At 58.1% G+C, this 17859-nt stretch carries 14 protein-coding genes and 1 pseudogene; 7 read left to right on the top strand and 8 right to left on the bottom strand.

What is annotated here, in order from left to right:
- The first annotated feature begins 7 nt into the window (after positions 1–7).
- Genes ACEQWH_RS13010 through ACEQWH_RS13000 form a run of 3 tightly spaced genes read left to right on the top strand, consistent with a single transcriptional unit; the run spans position 8 to position 4872 of the window.
- On the top strand, positions 8–2470 hold the full coding sequence (locus ACEQWH_RS13010) for an FAD-dependent oxidoreductase (protein WP_370231537.1): 2463 nt from the start codon (positions 8–10) through the stop codon (positions 2468–2470).
- Complete coding sequence (locus ACEQWH_RS13005; protein ID WP_370231535.1) at positions 2467–3585, top strand: mandelate racemase/muconate lactonizing enzyme family protein; 1119 nt, start codon at positions 2467–2469, stop codon at positions 3583–3585. The genes ACEQWH_RS13010 and ACEQWH_RS13005 overlap by 4 nt, the downstream gene beginning before the upstream one ends.
- 3 nt (positions 3586–3588) lie before the next feature.
- On the top strand, positions 3589–4872 hold the full coding sequence (locus ACEQWH_RS13000) for an aspartate aminotransferase family protein (protein ID WP_370231533.1): 1284 nt from the start codon (positions 3589–3591) through the stop codon (positions 4870–4872).
- On the opposite strand, the gene ACEQWH_RS12995 is transcribed toward ACEQWH_RS13000, so the two are convergent.
- The 8 genes from ACEQWH_RS12995 to ACEQWH_RS12960 form a co-directional block, all read right to left on the bottom strand.
- Positions 4869–5585: an SDR family NAD(P)-dependent oxidoreductase gene (locus ACEQWH_RS12995; RefSeq protein ID WP_370231531.1), complete on the bottom strand. Its 717-nt coding sequence runs from the start codon at positions 5583–5585 to the stop codon at positions 4869–4871. The genes ACEQWH_RS13000 and ACEQWH_RS12995 overlap by 4 nt on opposite strands.
- Positions 5582–6784, bottom strand: coding sequence for an MFS transporter (locus ACEQWH_RS12990; protein ID WP_370231529.1), 1203 nt, complete (start codon positions 6782–6784; stop codon positions 5582–5584). Before ACEQWH_RS12990 ends, ACEQWH_RS12995 begins: the two co-directional genes overlap by 4 nt.
- Positions 6784–7239 carry a hypothetical protein gene (locus ACEQWH_RS12985; protein ID WP_370231527.1) on the bottom strand — a complete coding sequence of 152 codons (456 nt, stop codon included), beginning with the start codon at positions 7237–7239 and terminating at the stop codon, positions 6784–6786. The genes ACEQWH_RS12990 and ACEQWH_RS12985 overlap by 1 nt, the downstream gene beginning before the upstream one ends.
- Positions 7240–7426: 187 nt before the next feature.
- Positions 7427–7981 carry a sarcosine oxidase subunit gamma gene (locus tag ACEQWH_RS12980; RefSeq protein WP_370231525.1) on the bottom strand — a complete coding sequence of 185 codons (555 nt, stop codon included), beginning with the start codon at positions 7979–7981 and terminating at the stop codon, positions 7427–7429.
- Entirely contained in the window at positions 7974–10934 is a 2961-nt protein-coding gene (locus tag ACEQWH_RS12975; protein ID WP_370231523.1) for a sarcosine oxidase subunit alpha family protein, read from the bottom strand. The genes ACEQWH_RS12980 and ACEQWH_RS12975 overlap by 8 nt, the downstream gene beginning before the upstream one ends.
- Complete coding sequence (locus ACEQWH_RS12970) at positions 10931–11218, bottom strand: sarcosine oxidase subunit delta (protein WP_370231521.1); 288 nt, start codon at positions 11216–11218, stop codon at positions 10931–10933. The genes ACEQWH_RS12975 and ACEQWH_RS12970 overlap by 4 nt, the downstream gene beginning before the upstream one ends.
- An 11-nt stretch (positions 11219–11229) precedes the next feature.
- A complete protein-coding gene (locus ACEQWH_RS12965; protein WP_370231520.1) occupies positions 11230–12480 on the bottom strand; it encodes a sarcosine oxidase subunit beta family protein in 1251 nt (416 codons plus the stop codon).
- A gap of 148 nt (positions 12481–12628) precedes the next feature.
- On the bottom strand, positions 12629–13291 hold the full coding sequence (locus ACEQWH_RS12960; protein ID WP_370231519.1) for a TetR/AcrR family transcriptional regulator: 663 nt from the start codon (positions 13289–13291) through the stop codon (positions 12629–12631).
- A gap of 173 nt (positions 13292–13464) precedes the next feature.
- On the opposite strand from ACEQWH_RS12960, the gene ACEQWH_RS12955 reads away from it, so the two are divergent.
- The 4 genes and pseudogenes from ACEQWH_RS12955 to ACEQWH_RS12940 form a co-directional block, all read left to right on the top strand.
- A complete protein-coding gene (locus ACEQWH_RS12955) occupies positions 13465–14259 on the top strand; it encodes an arginine deiminase family protein (protein ID WP_370231518.1) in 795 nt (264 codons plus the stop codon).
- Between the two features lie 108 nt (positions 14260–14367).
- On the top strand, positions 14368–16164 hold the full coding sequence (locus ACEQWH_RS12950; protein ID WP_370231517.1) for a glycosyltransferase family 2 protein: 1797 nt from the start codon (positions 14368–14370) through the stop codon (positions 16162–16164).
- Entirely contained in the window at positions 16161–17345 is a 1185-nt protein-coding gene (locus tag ACEQWH_RS12945) for a hypothetical protein (protein WP_370231516.1), read from the top strand. Before ACEQWH_RS12950 ends, ACEQWH_RS12945 begins: the two co-directional genes overlap by 4 nt.
- Before the next feature lie 4 nt (positions 17346–17349).
- Positions 17350–17859: pseudogene (locus tag ACEQWH_RS12940) on the top strand (hypothetical protein); the annotation flags it as partial.

Below are 17859 nucleotides of genomic sequence, written 5' to 3'. Positions count from 1 at the left end.
CTTGCTTATGTCCGTGAGTTCTAATTTACCCGCCCACGCTCGGGTGGTGATCGTCGGTGGCGGCGTCATGGGTGTGGGCCTTGCCTATCATCTTGCGCATGAGGGCTGGGGTGCTGAAACGGTGCTTCTGGAAAAAGCCGAACTCACGTCTGGCTCGACTTGGCATGCTGCAGGTCAGATCACCCATTCCACGTCCAGCTTCTCGCTGGGCAAATGCGTGGACTACAATATCGACCTTTATTCCGGTGCATTAGAGACTGAAACCGGGCAGGCCGTGACATGGCACGGATGCGGATCCTTCCGGCTGGCTTATACCGAAGACGAGATGGATTGGCTGAAACACACGTTGTCTGTTGGCCGCTCTTTGGGGTTCAATATCGAACTAGTCGGCACGGACCGGATCGCCGAACTTCATCCTTTCTATAATCTTGAGGGTGTCCTTGGCGCGCTGCATACGCCCGACGACGGACATGTTGATCCGACCAACGTCACAATGGCCATGGCCGCTGGCGCGCGCGCCAAGGGCGTGAAAATCGTGCGTCGCTGTCAGGCCACCAACATCACAAAAGACGGCCACGAATGGGTGGTTGAGACCAATCAGGGCACAATCCGCTGCGAGCATGTGGTCAACGCAGGCGGCACCTATGCGCGGCAGATGGGCGAGTGGTCCGGCCTGCAGTTGCCGATGACCTCGATGACGCACCATTATTTCGTCACCGAAGATGTGCCTGAGTTCCAGGATCTGGAAACCGAACTGCCGGTCATTCGCGATGACCGCAAGGTGTCGGGCTATATCCGCATGGAGCAGAAAAAGGGGCTGATCGGGATCTATGAAAAGGAAAACCCGAATTCAGTCTGGCACGATCACTGCCCTTGGGAATACGAGAACTGGTTGTTTGATGCGGATTACGACCGCGTTATGCCTTACCTCGAAGAAAGCCTTAATCGGATGCCGATTTTTGCCGAGCTTGGCATCAGCCGAGATGTGCATGGCGCGATCAGCCACCCACCAGACGGCAATCCGCTGATCGGACCGGCGCCTGGTGTGGAAAACTATTGGTGCTGCTGTGGCACACAGATCGGGATCGGCTGGGGGCCGGGGCTGACACGCGAACTGGCGCGCTGGATGGTGCATGGTGCGGCCGATATCTCGATGCGCGATTACGATCCGCGCCGGTTTGGGGAATACGCCACGAAGGAATGGCAGGTCATCAAGGCAAAAGAGGATTACTGCCTGCGCCACGAGATTCCCTTCCCGCATTTCAACCGTCTTGCCGGCCGGCCCGTAAAGCCATCCCCGATGTATGAGCGCCTGAAGGAAAAAGGGGCGGTCTATGAAGAGGTCTTTGGCCACGAGCGCCCGCGTTGGTTCGCGCCCGAGGGCACGCCCGCCGAGGACATCTATTCGTTCAAACGCTCAGCCCTGCACGACATCATTGCCGATGAATGCAAAGCCGTGCGCGAGGCCGTCGGGATCATGGACATCTCGGCCTTTACAAAGGTCGAGGTCGCAGGACCGGGAGCGGCAGCATTGCTGGATCGCTTGGTGGCCAACAAGCTGCCGCAGAAACCAGGCGGCATTGTCCTGACGCATATGCTGAACAAACGGGGCCGCATCGAGCTGGAAACCACCGTTGTTAAGCTGGAAGAAGGTCGATTCTATCTGGTATGCGCCGCCTTCTTTGAGCAGCGGCTGCTGGATCATCTGCGCACGCATCAGGATGGGGAAGACGCTCAGATCATTCTGCGTTCAAACGACTGGGCTGCGCTGACAGTGAACGGGCCAAAGTCGCGTCACGTGATGGCGGCCTGCACAGATGCAGACCTCAGCAACGCGGGGTTCCCGTGGCTTAAAGCGCGCGAGATCACGGTTGCCGGCGTGTCGGTTTGGGCGTTCCGTATGTCCTATGCCGGTGAACTTGGTTGGGAGCTGCATATCCCACGCGAGCATGCCTTGGCCGTTTATGACGCGCTTTGGGCGGCAGGCGAGGCACATGGGATCAAGGACTATGGCAGCTTTGCCATGAATGCTCTGCGTATGGAAAAAGGCTTCAAAGGCGCGGGCGAGTTGACCAACGAAGTTACCTTGCCCGAGGCCGATGTCATGCGGTTCGCCAAGTTGGACAAAGACTATCTTGGTGCCGAGCAAACCCGGCACAGTGCGGCGCAAGCGGAGGAGAACGCGCTGCCATGGATTTGCGCCTATCTTGCTATCGACGAAGACGGTGAAACCGACGGTCATGGCGGCGAGGCGGTGATGCTTGGCGACCGTGTCGTCGGCTCGACCGCGTCGGTTGTATTTGGCCCGACGGTCGGCAAAATTCTTGCCTTTGCCTATATCAAGCCCGAAGCCGCATCCCCGGGCACCGAGCTGACAGTCATCATTCACGGTGCGCCAAGGGCGGCGGTTGTTCTGGGCGAGCCTGCCTATGATCCAGCGAGCGTCCTGCCCAGAGAGGATGCGGCATGATCGGGTCGGGCCACAAAATCCGGCGGATCAGCCTCTGGCATGTGCCTCTGACCAGTCACGAAGCCTATTATATGGCGGACGGCAAGACCTGCGACACGGTCGAGTCCGTGGTGATTGCGGTGGAAACGGATACGGGGTTGATCGGTTGGGGCGAGGTCTGTCCGATCCCGCACTATCTGCCCGCATATGCGCGCGGTGTTGGGGCGGTCCTCACCGAACTGGCTCCGGTTCTGATTGGCGCGGATCCGATTGGACCAGAGGCCCTGATGTCAAAGGCGGACGCCTATTTGCAGGATCACCGCTATGCGAAATCGGCGCTGGACATTGCGCTGTGGGATCTTACCGGTCAGGTCGCCAATTTGCCCGTCTATGCCCTTGTCGGTGGGCGTCGGGCAGAGGACATGCCGCTCTATCACTCGATCACCTGCGTTGCACCCGACGAGATGGCGCGCATTGCAAAAGAGGCGTTGGAAACTGGCATCACCCAGTTTCAGGTTAAATTGGGGGCCAGCGGCGACTGGACCACGGATGTAGAGCGGTTGACGAAGGTGCGTGAAACCGTAGGGGCCGGGCCTTTGGTCTATGGTGATTGGAACTGCGGCGCGACCTCGCTTGATGCAACGCGTGTCGGTCGTGCCGTGGCGCATCTTGATGTCATGCTCGAGCAGCCCTGTGCCACGATTGCCGATTGTGCGCGAGTGCGAGCGGCCACGGGGCTTCCGATGAAACTGGACGAAAACGCCCACGACACGGCCTCGTTGATCGAGGGGTATGAACGTGGTTGCATGGATGCCGTCGCGTTGAAACTGTCGAAGTTCGGCGGTCTTTCCGCAACCCGTCGTGCGCGGGATATGTGTCTCTATCTCGGCGCAAAGATGTGTATCGAGGACACCTGGGGCAGCGACATCACCACTGCAGCTTTGTTGCATCTGGCCGCATCGACGGATCCAGCGCGCGTGCTCAATACCTGTGATCTGTCCAGCTATGTGTCACCGCGCCTTGCACCAAGTGCACCAACTCGTGCTCAAGGTCGTATTGCGCCACCGGAAGGCCCGGGACTAGGTATCAATGTGGACGCGCAGGCGCTTGGCGCCGCCGAACTTATAGTGGAGTAACCCATGCAACGAATGACCACCCAAGCGGAATGGGCCGCCCGTGCCAAAGCTGTGTTGCCAGCCGGAGGGTTCGGCAACTTTGAGCCCGAGTTCTTCATCAAAGAAGGACGTGGATCCCGGGTGTGGGACGAAGATGGCAACGAATACATCGACTATCTGATCGGCTCTGGTCCTATGTTGCTTGGACACAGCCACCCCGAAGTGCTTGAGGCCGTACTTGAATATCTGCCAAAGGGTCAGACGTTTTTCGCCAACAACGCGCTGGGCGTCGAGTTGGCAGAAGAAATCGTCAAAGCCATGCCCTGCGGCGAGCAGCTGCGCTATGTGTCCTCGGGCGGTGAAGCGGATATGTATGCGATGCGTCTGGCACGCGCCTTTACCGGCCGCGACAAGATCGTGAAATTTGAAGGCGGATATCACGGCATGAGCGCCGAGGCACAGATGAGCCTTGCGCCAACCAAGCAGGTGAATTTCCCGCTGGCCATTCCCGACAGTGCTGGCATTCCCCAGACTGTCGCAGACGAAATGCTGATCGCGCCCTTCAATGACCCGGATTACATCCGCTCTCTGCTGGCGGAGTACGAAGGCCAAGTGGCCGCAATCATTGTCGAACCCCTACAGCGTATTATTCCGCCCGAAGCTGGCTTTTTGCAGCTTTTGCGTGAAGAGGCGGACAAATACGGCATCGTGCTGATTTTTGACGAGGTCGTCACCGGCTTCCGCTTTGCCTATGGCGGCGCGCAGGAACTCTATGGCGTGACGCCTGACCTTTGCACTCTTGGCAAAGTCATTGGCGGCGGGTTCCCCCTCGCGGCGACCGTCGGACGTCAGGACATCATGGCGCATTTTGACAAGGCCGCGGTAGGAGCCGACAATTGGTTGATGCAGCTTGGCACGCTTTCGGGGAACCCGATTGCGGCGATTGCCGGGCTGAAAAGCCTCGAGATCCTGCGGCGCGAGGGTCAATACGATCATCTGCGAAATCTGGGCAATCAAGTGCAGGGTATGATCCGCGTGGCACTGGATCCAACCGGCGTGCCGTATCGCATCGTTGGCGATCCGACGCTGTTTGAGGTCGTGTTCACCAAGGCCGAGCCACGCACCTATCGCGATGTTCTGGGGGCCAACGCAGATCTGAGTGCGGCCTGGAACCGCACGCTGCGCCAGAACGGTATTTTCAAATCCGCCGGCAAAACCTATCCCTCGTTGTCTTTGACCGAGGCTGACCTCGAGGTGACAGCGAATGCCATTACCGAAGCAGGCAAAGCTGTCGGGCAATTGGCTTAAAAGAACCGTCTTACCCAGCTGTCCGGCAACAGGCGCAGAATGCGAAAGACGCCGGCAAACGGATAGGGAAAGGCCGACCGGAACCGGCTGCGTTTCATGTGTTTGATCACGTGATCCGCTGCCTGGTCCGGTGTCATCAGCTGTGTCATTTCAAAGCTGTTTTTCTGGGTCAGTCTGGTTTCAATAAATCCCGGATTGGTGACCTGAACGCGCACATTGGTTGATTTCAGGTCGATATACAGGTTCTCACCCAGATGCATCAAAGCGCCTTTGCTGGTGCTATAACCCACCGCACCCGGCAATCCGTGATAGGCCGCGAGCGATCCTATCAGAACGATGTGACCTTTGTCCTGCTCGACAAACCGTTGCACCACCTCGGGCAAGACCCGCATCGCGCCCAGCACGTTGACGTCCATCATGAACATGCCGGTCTCGCGATCCCAGTTCTGAGCGGTCATAGGCTCATAGGCACCTGCGCAATAGATCACCCCGTCCAGCTTCGGCAGGTTCGCAAGGGCTGCATCCACCGAGATCGGTTTCGTCACATCCATAGGCAGGATTTGCGCGTTGGGGATGCCCATCTCTTGCAACCTCGTCTCAGATCTCGCGGACAGGATCAGGGAACAGCCTTCGGCGGACAGTTTTTCCGCCAAGGAACGCCCCAGACCTTCAGAGGCCCCAATGATCCAATAGGTTTTCGCAAGCTTGCTCATGTTTGAAAGGTCTTCTTAGGGAGGGTCAGAGTGATGCCAATCGCCAGAACTTTAAGTCCGCAGGGAATGATGGCGTAGAGCAGGGTCAGGGTGGCGAGCGCTTCTGGCGAGTTGTCGGTGTCGGACTGAAACCCTTGTCGGTCCAAAATGGGCAGCACCAGACCTGCGGCAATGGCCAGCGTCATCTTGTTGGCAAATGACCAGAACCCAAACGCCTGTCCGGTCTGCAATCCCGAGCGTGCCAAGGTCGAGGAAAACAGCGCGGGCAAGATCAGCATATCTGCGCCTGCAGCAAACCCCGATCCAATGCAGATGATGCCAAAGGCAAGAGCTTCGCCGCTGCCCAAGCTGGCGGCCCATCCAAAACTGGCAATGGCCAGCCCCATCGCAATGACCAACGTCGCGCGCGGCCCGATCACATTGGCCACTTTCGTCCAGACCGGAATAGAGACCGCGGCTGCCAGAAAGAACAGGATAAGGTACGGACCCGCGGCATCAGGCAGGATAAGTCTGTCTTCAACGAAAAACACAAAAAGGGTCGAGGTGATCGCGACCGGAAGACTGTTCACAAAGGTCAGCGCCAATAGGCCGCCGCCACCAGAAGCATACAGATCTTTGAACTGCAACTTCTGTTCGGGGGTGGTGGCGACGGACCAGAGGGGACGACTTAGAAAGCCGACCAACACCACCAAGGCCATCATGACGAGGCCAAAGGCGGTGTATCCCAACCAGATGGGCAAAGAGGCTGCGATAATGATTCCCACCAGACTGCCGCTTTCACGCCATTTGGCGACGTCGATCATCGCGGTTGGCGTGTCCCCATCGCTGAGGGCGCGGGTCTGGCCATAAAACAGGATCGTCGCCAGACTAAACGCCGTAAAGACAACCGCCAGAACGATAATCAGCCAAAGGACAGGCGCCACCAAAGGCGGCACTGAAAAAAGTGCTACGAACCCAATCGCCAGCCCCGCAACGGCAAGGGCTACGAACAGGCGTTTGCGGTGTGGAAAGCGATCTACCATCCAGCCCAGGGCAGGGTCTTGCACAAAATCCAACACGCGGATGCCAAGCAGAATGGCACCAACCGCCGACAGGTTCAGGCCCAGATCGACCTCTGCGTATCGGGGTAGGTGAATATAAAGCGGCAGACCGGCCGCGGCCAAGGCCATCGCAAAGAGCCCGATCGGAAGGGCGCGCATTACAGGCCTCGCAGCCGGCGCGACACCGCGGGGAAGCGACTGTCCAGTGACAGCCAGATATCCAGAAAACGTGCCCGGATATTGGGATGCGACATGCGGCAGGTTTGTTTGTCGTTGCGATAAAGCGTGACGCTGTTCTTGGAGGGTCCGACGGCGAGAAAGCGGTCATTTGGGCCAACGTCGGCAAAACACGACGCCAATTTTCGCTTGATCGTGGGGTGGTCGCTTTGCGGACCTTCAAGTCGCGCAAGCTCTTCCATCGTGGCGGCCATCAGGCTGGTCTTGGTGAATTTGCGGCCATACCGCAATTCCAAAGCGGCCTGTTTGGAAGGGTCATACCGCGCGCCGTTGCCTGTATAGACGGTAATGTCAAACACGCGAAACCCCAACCAACGCACGGTTTCAGCGGCCGAAACCTTGGCGTTGTCGAGCTGACTAAGTGCTGGTGGCGCCATGGCATCTGCTTGCGCTTGGGTAAACGTCAGCGCGCAAACCACAGCCGCATGAATATAAATCCGTCCAAATCGCACTGGATGCCCTCGTCGCCAAATGTGCCGCCTTGTGTTCATTTTACGAACAGGACGGGCATTCGGATCACATAAGGCGGCGCGTTAAACCTTGATTTTTCTGCTGTTCGGGCAGCTAGTGCAGACCGACGGCGACCTCGAGCAGTGCGTGGTGCAGTGACCCTGCCGACGAATGCGCGCCCAGTACACTCCAGCCCGCCTCGGTTTTGATCACGACACAGGCCATATGATGCAACTGCGTACGTTGCGCAGCGCCGACTTGCATCTGGTCGCTGTCCAAACCGCAAAGCCTTTGCAGAAGGTCAACGCACAGAGGCCCGCTCAGATCAAAGCGACAGAACCCTTCGGTTTGATCGGTGATCGAAGCCGCATCGCCCATCGCCTCTTTCACAGCTTTGGCCCAGGTGCCCGATGTGTCAAACTCGGCATCCACCAGCCATTGGTCTGGGCCCATCCACCACGCGCGATGCCCGTTGGCTTCGAGCATTTCGCAAACGTCGGGTGCGCCTGCAAACCCCAGTGTCTTGAAGCCCGCCGATACAGAGCCGCCCTTGCGTTGGGCGACCGAAGCAAGCGCGCGGTTGGTGACTTCGGTGATTGTGATGCTGCCCAGCGAGTCGACACGCGGTGCTGCCGCGCCAAGGGGTGAAATGGGGGTCAGGTCAGTCACGCAGACGCCCTCCTTCTGGATCAAAGAAATGGGCCGACACAATTTCGACCGGAGTTTCGATCTTCTTGATCGGGTTCACAGCGCGCAGTTTCTCTCCCATGCGCTGATCGCCGCCATTCACATAGCCAAGGCCGATGTGCTCTTTCAGCATCGGCGAATAGCATACCGAGGTCACATGACCCTGATCGACTTTGGCCGAGACCTCGCCGTCCGCGTTCATCAGGTGTGATCCCGCAATGATCCCCTCGCCGTTCAGAGAGCGCAGCCCCACAAGGCGCGGGCCGTTGGGATCCAGCTGCGCAGGGCGCTGGCTGTTGTGGAATCCAATGCAGTCTTTCTTGCGCGACACCATGCGATCCAGACCCATGTTCAGGGCTGTCATACGGCCATCGATCTCGGCGCCGGTGACATGCCCTTTTTCGATCCGCATCACGTTGAGCGCCTCAAGGCCATAAGGGGTCACGCCCAGATCTGCGCCCACCACCATCATGCGGCGCACCAGCGCGTCGCCATACCGCGTTGGAACCGCGATTTCATAGGCCAGCTCGCCCGAGAAAGAGATGCGGAACAGACGCGCGGTCAGGCCACCGCAGACGGTGATCTCGCGACAGCCCATAAAGGGGAACGCGTCGTTGCTGATGTCGTGATCCTTGTCGACGATCCGTTCCAGCAACTGTCGCGACTTGGGTCCGGCGACCGCAAACTGTGCCCAGGCGTCCGTCGTCGAAATGATTTGCACGTCCATGTCCGGGAACAGACACTGGCGTGCGAAATCCATGTTGCGATAGACCAGAACAGCATTCGCCGTCGTGGTCGTGACAACATAGTGATCCTCGGCAAACCGTGCGGCGGTGCCGTCGTCATAAAGCATCCCGTCTTCGCGCATCATAAGGCCGTAACGCACTTTGCCGACCGCGAGCTTAGAAAACCCGTTCACATAAAGGTTGGACAAGAACGCGCCCGCGTCTTTGCCCTGAACATCGATCTTGCCCAACGTTGTCACGTCGCAAATGCCGACGTCGGTGCGCGTGGCCAGAACTTCGCGATCCACAGACTCACGCCAGTGGGTCTCGCCCTTTTGCGGGAACCACATCGCGCGCATCCAAAGTCCGACTTCCTGAAAAACCGCACCCTGTTCGGCGGCCCAAGTGTGGCTGGGTGTCTGGCGGGTCGGGCGGAAGTTTTCCAGCGTCGAGCGCCCTGCAAATGCTCCCATCGCGACAGGCACATAGGGCGGGCGATAGATGGTGGTGCCGGTCTCGGGGATCGATTTTCCGGTTTTCTCGGCCATCACCGCAAGACCCAGCACATTGGCGGTCTTGCCCTGGTCGGTGGCCATGCCAAGGGTTGTATAGCGCTTCAGGTGCTCGACGCTGACATAGCCCTCTTGATGGGCGAGTTTGACGTCCTTGACGGTCACATCGTTCTGGAAATCAACCCAGGCGCGTTTCTTGCCGCTGATCGCTTCAGGGACGTACCAATAGTGCGACGTTCCGGTGGCTTCGCCCTCGACCTCGGGCAGTGTCATGACTTTGGACTCGATGCCAAGGTCGTTCAAAGCCTGTTTGGTCTGCGAGACGCCGTCGGCCATGACATTGCCCATGTCATAAACACCACGGGCGGCACCGGCGACGAGCTGGCCGGGGGGCAGGTCACCCGCAGGCACAAAAGCTGCGATATCCTCGCGCCATTCCGGACGGCCGCGTTGGTGGCAGGTCATGCCAAGGTTCGGAGAATAACCGCCAGACACCGCGATAGACCCACAAAGGACATTGGTGGTGTAGCCCTTGGCAGTTTGCACAATGGCCTCGGTGACACCGTGGCGTCCCTTGGTATCAACGATGGTGGCCCCTGCATGTACCTCTGTGCCCTCGATGGGCTGACCCTCGGGGCGGGTGTTGATAACAGCGGGGACGTTGACGCCCTTGGCCATCAGATCCCGTGCGGTTTTATAGCCGTCGTCGTTGTTGGTGAACACCAACACGGATTTCGCCGTCGCGGTCGCCCAGCGGTTGGCATAGGCGCGGACCGCGCTGGCCATCATGATGCCAGGGCGGTCGTTGTTGGCAAAGCCGATGTGGCGCTCGATGGCACCTGCAGCGACGATGGCGCGTTTGGAATAAATCCGCCACATGGTTTGGCGCGGTTTGCCTGCGTCTGGCGCGATCAGGTGATCGGCGTTGCGCTCGAGGGCGCCATAAATCCCGTGGTCATAGGCCCCAAAGACGGATGTGCGGGGCATAATGCGGACGTTCGGAAGGGACGCGAGTTCGGCTTGCGCGGCGGCAACCCAGTCATGGCCAGCCTGCCCGCCAATCGCCATCGTTTCCGCAAGCAGGCGTCCCCCGAGTAGAGAGTCCTCTTCAGCCAGGATCACCCGAGCCCCTGCGCGACCGGCCGTCAGAGCAGACATCAGACCCGCCGGGCCGGACCCGATGATCAAGAGGTCGCAATGCAGGAAGCCTTTGTCATAGGTATCCGGATCAGCGTCGTCTGTCAGGCTGCCTAGTCCTGCCGCATGGCGGATTGCAGGCTCATAGACCTTTTCCCAGAAGGACTTGGGCCACATGAACGTTTTATAGTAAAACCCAGCGCTTAGAAAATTCGAGAACACATCGTTGATGGCCAAGAGGTCCGTTTTCAAGCTGGGAAAACGGTTCTGCGATTTGGCCACCAGACCGTCGTAAAGCTCGATAGTTGTCGCGCGCGTGTTGGGCTCTTGCCGAGCTCCTTCGCGCAACTCGACCAGTGCGTTTGGTTCTTCGGACCCAGAGGTCATCACACCGCGCGGGCGGTGGTATTTGAACGACCGGCCCATCAGTTGCACACCATTGGCCAGCAACGCCGAGGCGAGCGTATCGCCCTTTAGCCCGTTGAAAGACTTGCCATCAAACTTGAACCCAAGCGCCGATGCGTGATCGACAAGTCCGCCGTCTAAACGATACCCGCTCATCCTGCGCTCCCTTTGGTCTTTGCAACGTCCTGTGCCAGTTCTGCGCCCAGGATTTCGTGGGTCGAAACATTGCGGGTCACCACGATCCAGCTGCGGTCACCATATTCGTGATACCAAAGCTCGCGATGCACGCCGGACGGATTATCGCGGGTATAGACATAGTCATAAAAGTCCTGCGCAGCCGTTTCAGATTGCCAATCGGGGCGGTCCAGCAGCGTGGCATCGCCCAGATAGGTGAATTCTCCGGCGTCGCGTGGACCAAGAAGCGGGTGGGGGATCAGCATCGCGTCGCCTCCTAATGCAAGTTCGGCTGCGCACCGGCGCCGAGTTCGTCGATCATGTGACCGGTTTTGTAGCGATCCAATCGCAGAGCGGTTGCCACGTCGTGCGGGGTGTCCGTCGCCATCAAATGGGCGAAACAATAGCCAGAGGCAGGCGTTGCCTTGAAGCCGCCATAGCACCAGCCGCCATTGAAATAGAGCCCTTTGATCGGGGTCTGATCGATGAAGGGCGATCCATCCATCGACATATCCATAATCCCGCCCCAAGTCCGCAGCACACGGGCCCGCGCGATATTTGGAAAGATGGAAATGCCTTCTTCGACGACTTCTTCCACCGTCGGAAGGTTCCCGCGCCAGGCGTAGGAATTATAGTAATCAAGGTTGCCGCCAAACACTAACCCGCCTTTGTCGGACTGGCTGATATAGAAGTGCCCAGCGCCATAGGTGATGACGCCTGGCAAGATGGGTTTCAGCCCCTCGGTGACAAAGGCCTGCAACACGTGGCTTTCGATCGGCAGACGCAGACCGGCCTTGGCCATGACTTCACTAGACCGCCCCGCGACCGCGACACCAATCTTTGGCGCCATAATGTCTCCTCGGGTGGTTTCGACACCTTTGACCTCGCCATTCTCAATCTTAAAGCCGGTGACTTCGCAATTCTGGATGATGTCGACGCCATGCTGGTCCGCACCGCGCGCATATCCCCATGCCACCGCATCGTGACGCGCAGTGCCGGCCCGTGGCTGCAGAAGGCCTCCCATGATCGGGAAGCGGGCGCTTTCTGTGTTCAGGAAAGGATACAGATCTTTGACGCCCTGTTTGTCCAGCAGGACCGCATCGGCACCATGCAGCAAAATAGAGTTGCCGCGCCGAATGGCGGCGTCGCGCTGGGCATCGTTGTGAAACAGGTTGATGATCCCGCGTTGTGACATCATCGCGTTGAAATTCAGGTCTTGTTCCAGGTTTTCCCAAAGCTTCAGCGAGAATTCATAGAACGGCTGGTTGCCCGGCATCATATAGTTAGAGCGCACAATCGTCGTGTTACGCCCGACGTTGCCGCCGCCGATCCACTTGCGTTCCAAAAGCGCGATGCGGGATTTCTTATAGACTTTCGCAAGGTAATAGGCCGTCGCAAGCCCATGTCCGCCGCCGCCGACAACAATGAAATCATAGGACTTTTGCGGAGGCGCATCGCGCCAGGCCGGTGTCCATCCTTTGTGACCTGTCAGCGCTTCTTTAAAGATGCGCAGGGCATTGTATCGCATGCGGCTCCCCAGTGTGATGTCTGAGCAATTCGATCTCAAGCATGGCTCGCCAAGGGGCGATTGCTCGCGCTTTTACGACACATTCGGTCGGATCTGGATCATGATCAAGGGCACATCTGCGCGGCACGCGTCTGGAATGGATCTGCGCCTAAACGACGCCGCACCCCGCCTTTGTATCGCGATAGGCCTTCAGATCCACGTCCATCAGCGCGCCAAGCCCTTCTAGTCCGACCCGCAAAAGCTCTCCGGGGTGAAAGCTGTCGCCGATGGCACCGCCCTCGATCCAGAGCCCGTCCAACAAGGCACGTCCCGCAATACTAAGGCGGCGCAGCTCGGAATCCGATTTTGCGCGACCCTCTTCCTCAAATACATCTGCCATCAGCGTTTTGGTCTGTTGGCGCAGGTCGTGATACGTCTTGGCGTGCTGTTTCAGAAGATGCCCGTCATGTAGCAGTATCTGAAAGAAACCGGCCCAGGTCGCGGCCTGTTGGCGGTTGGACACGGGCGCCGTAAGCGAGGCTTCGACATAGCGGATCAACCGACATTTGGCGGTGTCAGCACCTTTTGTAGCACGGCCCGAAATCTTGAGCATACGGTCCATATAGTCTTCATAGGCCGCGATGATCAGGTCGTCTTTGGATTGAAAATAGTACCGGATCAAACCCTGCGTAACGTTGGCCTCGCGCGAGATCGTGCGCACGGTTGCGGCCGCGACTCCTTCTCGGGCGATGACGCGCAATGTGGAATCTATCAGAGACTGCCGCCGCGCGTCGCTCTTTCGCTTTTGCGAACTCTTTGAAATCGTACTCATTACCGCAATAACGTCATCTATAGGCACGGCGGGCGAGGTAACAGTCTGTCAAACCCGCGCCTTTGGCTGGATTGGGTCTGAATATATACATAAGGATAGGAACAACAACGCTCTTGGGGGCTGTTGTTAATATTTTGTTAATAAAATCACCGGGTGAATTGGGGAAAACAAAGATGGGCGCAAAATCATATCAATTTTCACATGCGGTGTGCCGCATTCCCGCGTCGTCAATCACCGACGGGTTGCGGTTTGAGGATACCGGCACGCCAGATCACGCGGTGTTTCTTGAGCATCACAAAGCCTATGTCGAGGTTCTGCGGTCCACTGGTGCCAAGGTTACTGTTCTGGATGCGCTTGAGGCTTATCCGGACTCGGTTTTTGTCGAGGACGCCGCCCTATGCCTGCAAGAAGGCGTGATTCAGATGCGCCCCGGAGCGCCGTCGCGGCTGGGCGAAGCTGCCGAAATTGCGGGCGAACTGTCCGCGATCTATGGCACGATCCACCAACTTGAGGGCGCGGGATGCATCGAAGGCGGCGACATCCTAGTGACTGAAACTGAAATCCTTGCCGGATTGTCGTCGCGCACCGACAGTGCAGGTATCGCCGCTTTGGACAAAATCGTAAGCGCTTGGGGCTATAGAGTGCGTGAATTGCAGACCCCAGACGGTGTACTGCATTTCAAAACCGACTGTTCGCTTCTGGATGAAGAAACCATTTTGTCCACCAGGCGCCTGTCGGCATCGGGGTGTTTCAAAGGCTATCGCGTGCTGCACGTTGCCGAAGGCGAAGAGGCCGCGGCCAATTCCATTCGCTTCAATGATCTGGTGATCCTGCCGGATGGATTCCCCAAAACAACGGACATGTTGGTGCAGGCGGGATATGACGTGCGCCTGATTGGCAATACCGAGGCGGCGAAAGTCGATGGGGGCATGTCCTGCCTGTCGCTCAGGTTCACGCCGAACCCATAGATCGTACTGTGCGGATTTACGTTTCTTAAAGAGGACGGGTCTAAACCAAATAAGGGTCTTGGATGAATCAGGTCGGTGCTGCCGACTGAAACAGGAGTCCGACGACCTTTGCCTGCGCCCAAGCCTGATCTTAAGGAAGACTTTCCCGCCCTACACAGGCTTCAGGCGCTTGTCTTACCCGAACCCGGCCTCGCCCCCAAGGAAGAGAGTTTCTTTGCCCGCGAAGGTCCGGTGACCTATGCGTTCTCAACCCACCAATTCACGTTTCAGGCCGGGGCGCAGCTGAGTTTTGCCACGTGGTTTAACCTCTTCAGTTTGGAAAAATGGCAGCAAACTGCAGCCGGGGATTTTTACCTGCAGTTTCTTGGCGCAGGCCGATTTGAGCTGCGCTTGTTGGGGATCGCGCGGGGTCAGTCACAAGAGACGCTGTTTCAAGAAGCAATCACGGTCGATCAGTGCCTGACACTTGCGTTGACTGACCTGATATCCGTGCCCGATTTTACCGGCGTCCTCGCAGTATCGTTGCGCAATTTGGGGGGCGAGGGAACACTTTCAGACATCATCTGGGCCACCGACCGGGCGCCAAAGAACACCATTGATGCGATGGTCGTCATCCCGACCTATCACCGCGAAACCCAAGTGTGCCGATTGGTGGCAAAACTGGCTGACTGGTCGCGGGATATTCCTCATAAACTGCGGATTTGTGTCATCGACAACGGGAAAACGCTGGATCCGCATAGGCTGCAGGCTGAAGTCATTCCAAGTCAGAATTTTGGCGGATCTGGCGGCTTTGCGCGTGGGCTTTTGGCCGCGCAGTCTGCTGGCGTGAGCCATTGTCTTTTTCTGGACGATGACGCGGACTTTCACACGGAAAGCATTATGCGCGCGCTTAGCTTTCTGGCCTATTCGCATGATCCCGATACCGCGATCTGTGGCGCCATGATCGCCCAGGCCGCGCGGCATGCGATTTGGGAGTACGGCGCCGCGTTCAAACTAGTCTGTCGCCCACAGTTCGGCGGCGCAGACCTGTCATCCTTTGAGCAAAGCGCCCAGATGGAAGCGCAAACCTATACTGCCAATTCCCCCAGGCTCTATGGCGGGTGGTGGTTCTTTGCCTTTCCAGTCCAATCCGTGCGGCACTTTCCCTATCCGTTTTTTTTGCGCGGCGATGACGTTGGGTTTTGTCTGGCCAACCGTTTCAATCTGCAAAGGCTGAACGGTGTCGCATCCTATCAAGAGGGCTTTACCGCCAAAGAAAACCCACGAACCTGGTATTTTGACACGCGCAGTCACATGCTGCACCACCTGAGCCACCCTGGCCTCAGAGCTCCGGCGGTGTCCTTGCTGGCCGTCGTGGCGTTCTTTCTCGGTCAAACGGTCCTGCGCATGCACTACGGGTCCGCTCGGGCCGTCTTGTTGGGGTTGCAAGATGTGCTGCGCGGGCCAGATGCTTTTGCCCGCCTGACCGAGATTGAGGCGCGTCTGTCCAAGGTGGACGCCGCCTCAGGCGCGGAAAGCTGGGGGCCAATCCCGACCAAGCCCAGCCAGCCGAGAAGCGGCAAACGCCTCAGTACGTTCTGGCTGGCGTTGGGCAACGGTCATTGGTTGCCGGGGTTTGGACTTTTGGGGCGTAAAATCACCATCAAAGCACAGGATCGTCGCGACCTTAGCGCGGTACTAGGGGCAAGTGACGTCACCGTGCTGCACCCGAACGAACCTTTGGCGTACCGCGTGCGTCACAGCAAACGCGCAGCCCTCCTGATTGGCGTTCAATTTCTGTTGTTGGCGGCCCGATTTCTGCTGCGTTTTCACCGGCTCAGACGGTGCTATCGCGCGCGCTATGACAGCCTGACATCCCGCGCGTTCTGGGAACGCAGCTTTGCCGATCAAAAAGGTGCGCCATGAGTTTCTTTTCAATTCGCAAGCCTGTGGGCGTTGCGACGTTTCAGTCCAGTCGCCCCGCAAAATCGCGCGCGCCCGATGCGCTTGAGCAGTTGGTGATCTTTATTGGGCACCACAAAGTTGGTTCCACCAGTCTGCAGGACTATTTCGCGCGCAACATGCTGCATTATGCACAGCAGGGCATTCTATATCCCTATGTCGAATTTGAAGGCGCGGCACACATGGCCAGCCAGTCGCTGCACGCGGCATCGCCCGTGCGCCTGTCATTAAATGTCAGAGAGCCGCACAATGCGTTGGCGTTCACCATGTTGGCTCAAGCAGGTGCGCGGCGGGTGCCAGATTTTTTGCCCTCGCTTCCCAGCCTAAAACAAATGCATCACGCTCTCAGGCAGCAATTGCACCATTTGCGTCCGCACACGGCTGTTCTGGTCTCTGAGGTTTTTGCGAATTTCGGCGCCGACGCGCCTGATTTGGCAGCCGAGCTGGCGAGCTTATTCCCTGCCCGCAACGTGATCCTTTACGGAGTGTTTCGGCCAATAGATGAATATCTGGTTGCATGGTACGGTCAGCGCCTGAAATTTGGTCATGCGTTGCAACCACTAAGAACAGAAGGCGCATCGGAATACGCAGGCACCATCCATTTCGACTATCGCAAAGTTCTAAACGGGTGGCGCGCGGCCTTTCCTAAGGCAAAGGTGATCCTGCGTGACTATCAAGATCTGTGCAATTCAGGCGGTATAGTGCCTGATTTTCTGGCCGATACGGGTTTGCCGCAGGGTCGGCATTGCGGCACGCGCCGGATGAACGTCTCGCTGCATCCGGCTTTGTATGAGATACAGCGGCGCGGAAACCTGGAGCTGCCACCCAAGCGGGCAGCGCGTCTAAGGGCCTTGCTGGTCTCGCAAACTCCATCATTGAACCTGCCTGGTTGTCGCGAGATCGAGATGTTTGGTGCTCAGCGTCGTCGCGATATCATACAACAGTTTGATCCGGTTACTCGTGCGTTGGGGGACTGGGTTGGGCGCGCTGAATTCTTCCAGGATCTGAAACGCCGAACACGCGTGCGGCCAATTCCCGAGCTTGAGGCCTTCAAGACCGCTCTTGATCGTCTGGGCGATACGCTGCCAGAGGATACGCCGCCTGACGTCGTGGACTTTCTGTCCAGCCTGAATGACGAAAGATAGACAGATGGCGGAGCGTATTGTTGTTCACATCGGGGATAGCAAAACTGGATCGACTGCGTTGCAGGTGGCTTTGCGGCAAGCCGCGCGGGGCGAAAACCTGCTTTATCCGGGCGAGACCCTCAATCACAACGGGTTGGCCCGTGCGCTGTCGCGGCGCAAATTCTGTCACTTGATCGAACCTCGGTTTCGCGCGGTTTGGGACGAAATTTCTGCCTCCAACGCGCAAATCGCCGTCTTGTCGGCCGAGCTGTTTCAAGCGGTGCCTCCAAGCGATTTGCTGCGCGCTATAAAGATGTTTTGGCCCGCCCCGCGCCCGCCGATGTCTTTTCATGCCTATTGCCGTCCCCATCTTTCGCGGCTGGTGGCGATGTATTCCGAGCGTATTAAAGTTGGGAAACCCGTTGGGACGATCGATGCCTATGCCGTGCGTATTTGTCGGGGACGGCGGCTTGACTACGCGCCCCGGTTTGCGGAATGGGAGCGGGTGTTCGCGCCGCATTTTCATCTGCGCCCC

The sequence above is a fragment of the Cognatishimia sp. genome (assembly GCF_964229375.1).
In the GTDB taxonomy this organism is placed as follows: Bacteria; Pseudomonadota; Alphaproteobacteria; order Rhodobacterales; family Rhodobacteraceae; genus Cognatishimia.
The sequence above is the reverse complement of the archived record's forward strand: the minus strand, read 5'-3'. Positions and strand labels throughout refer to the sequence as shown.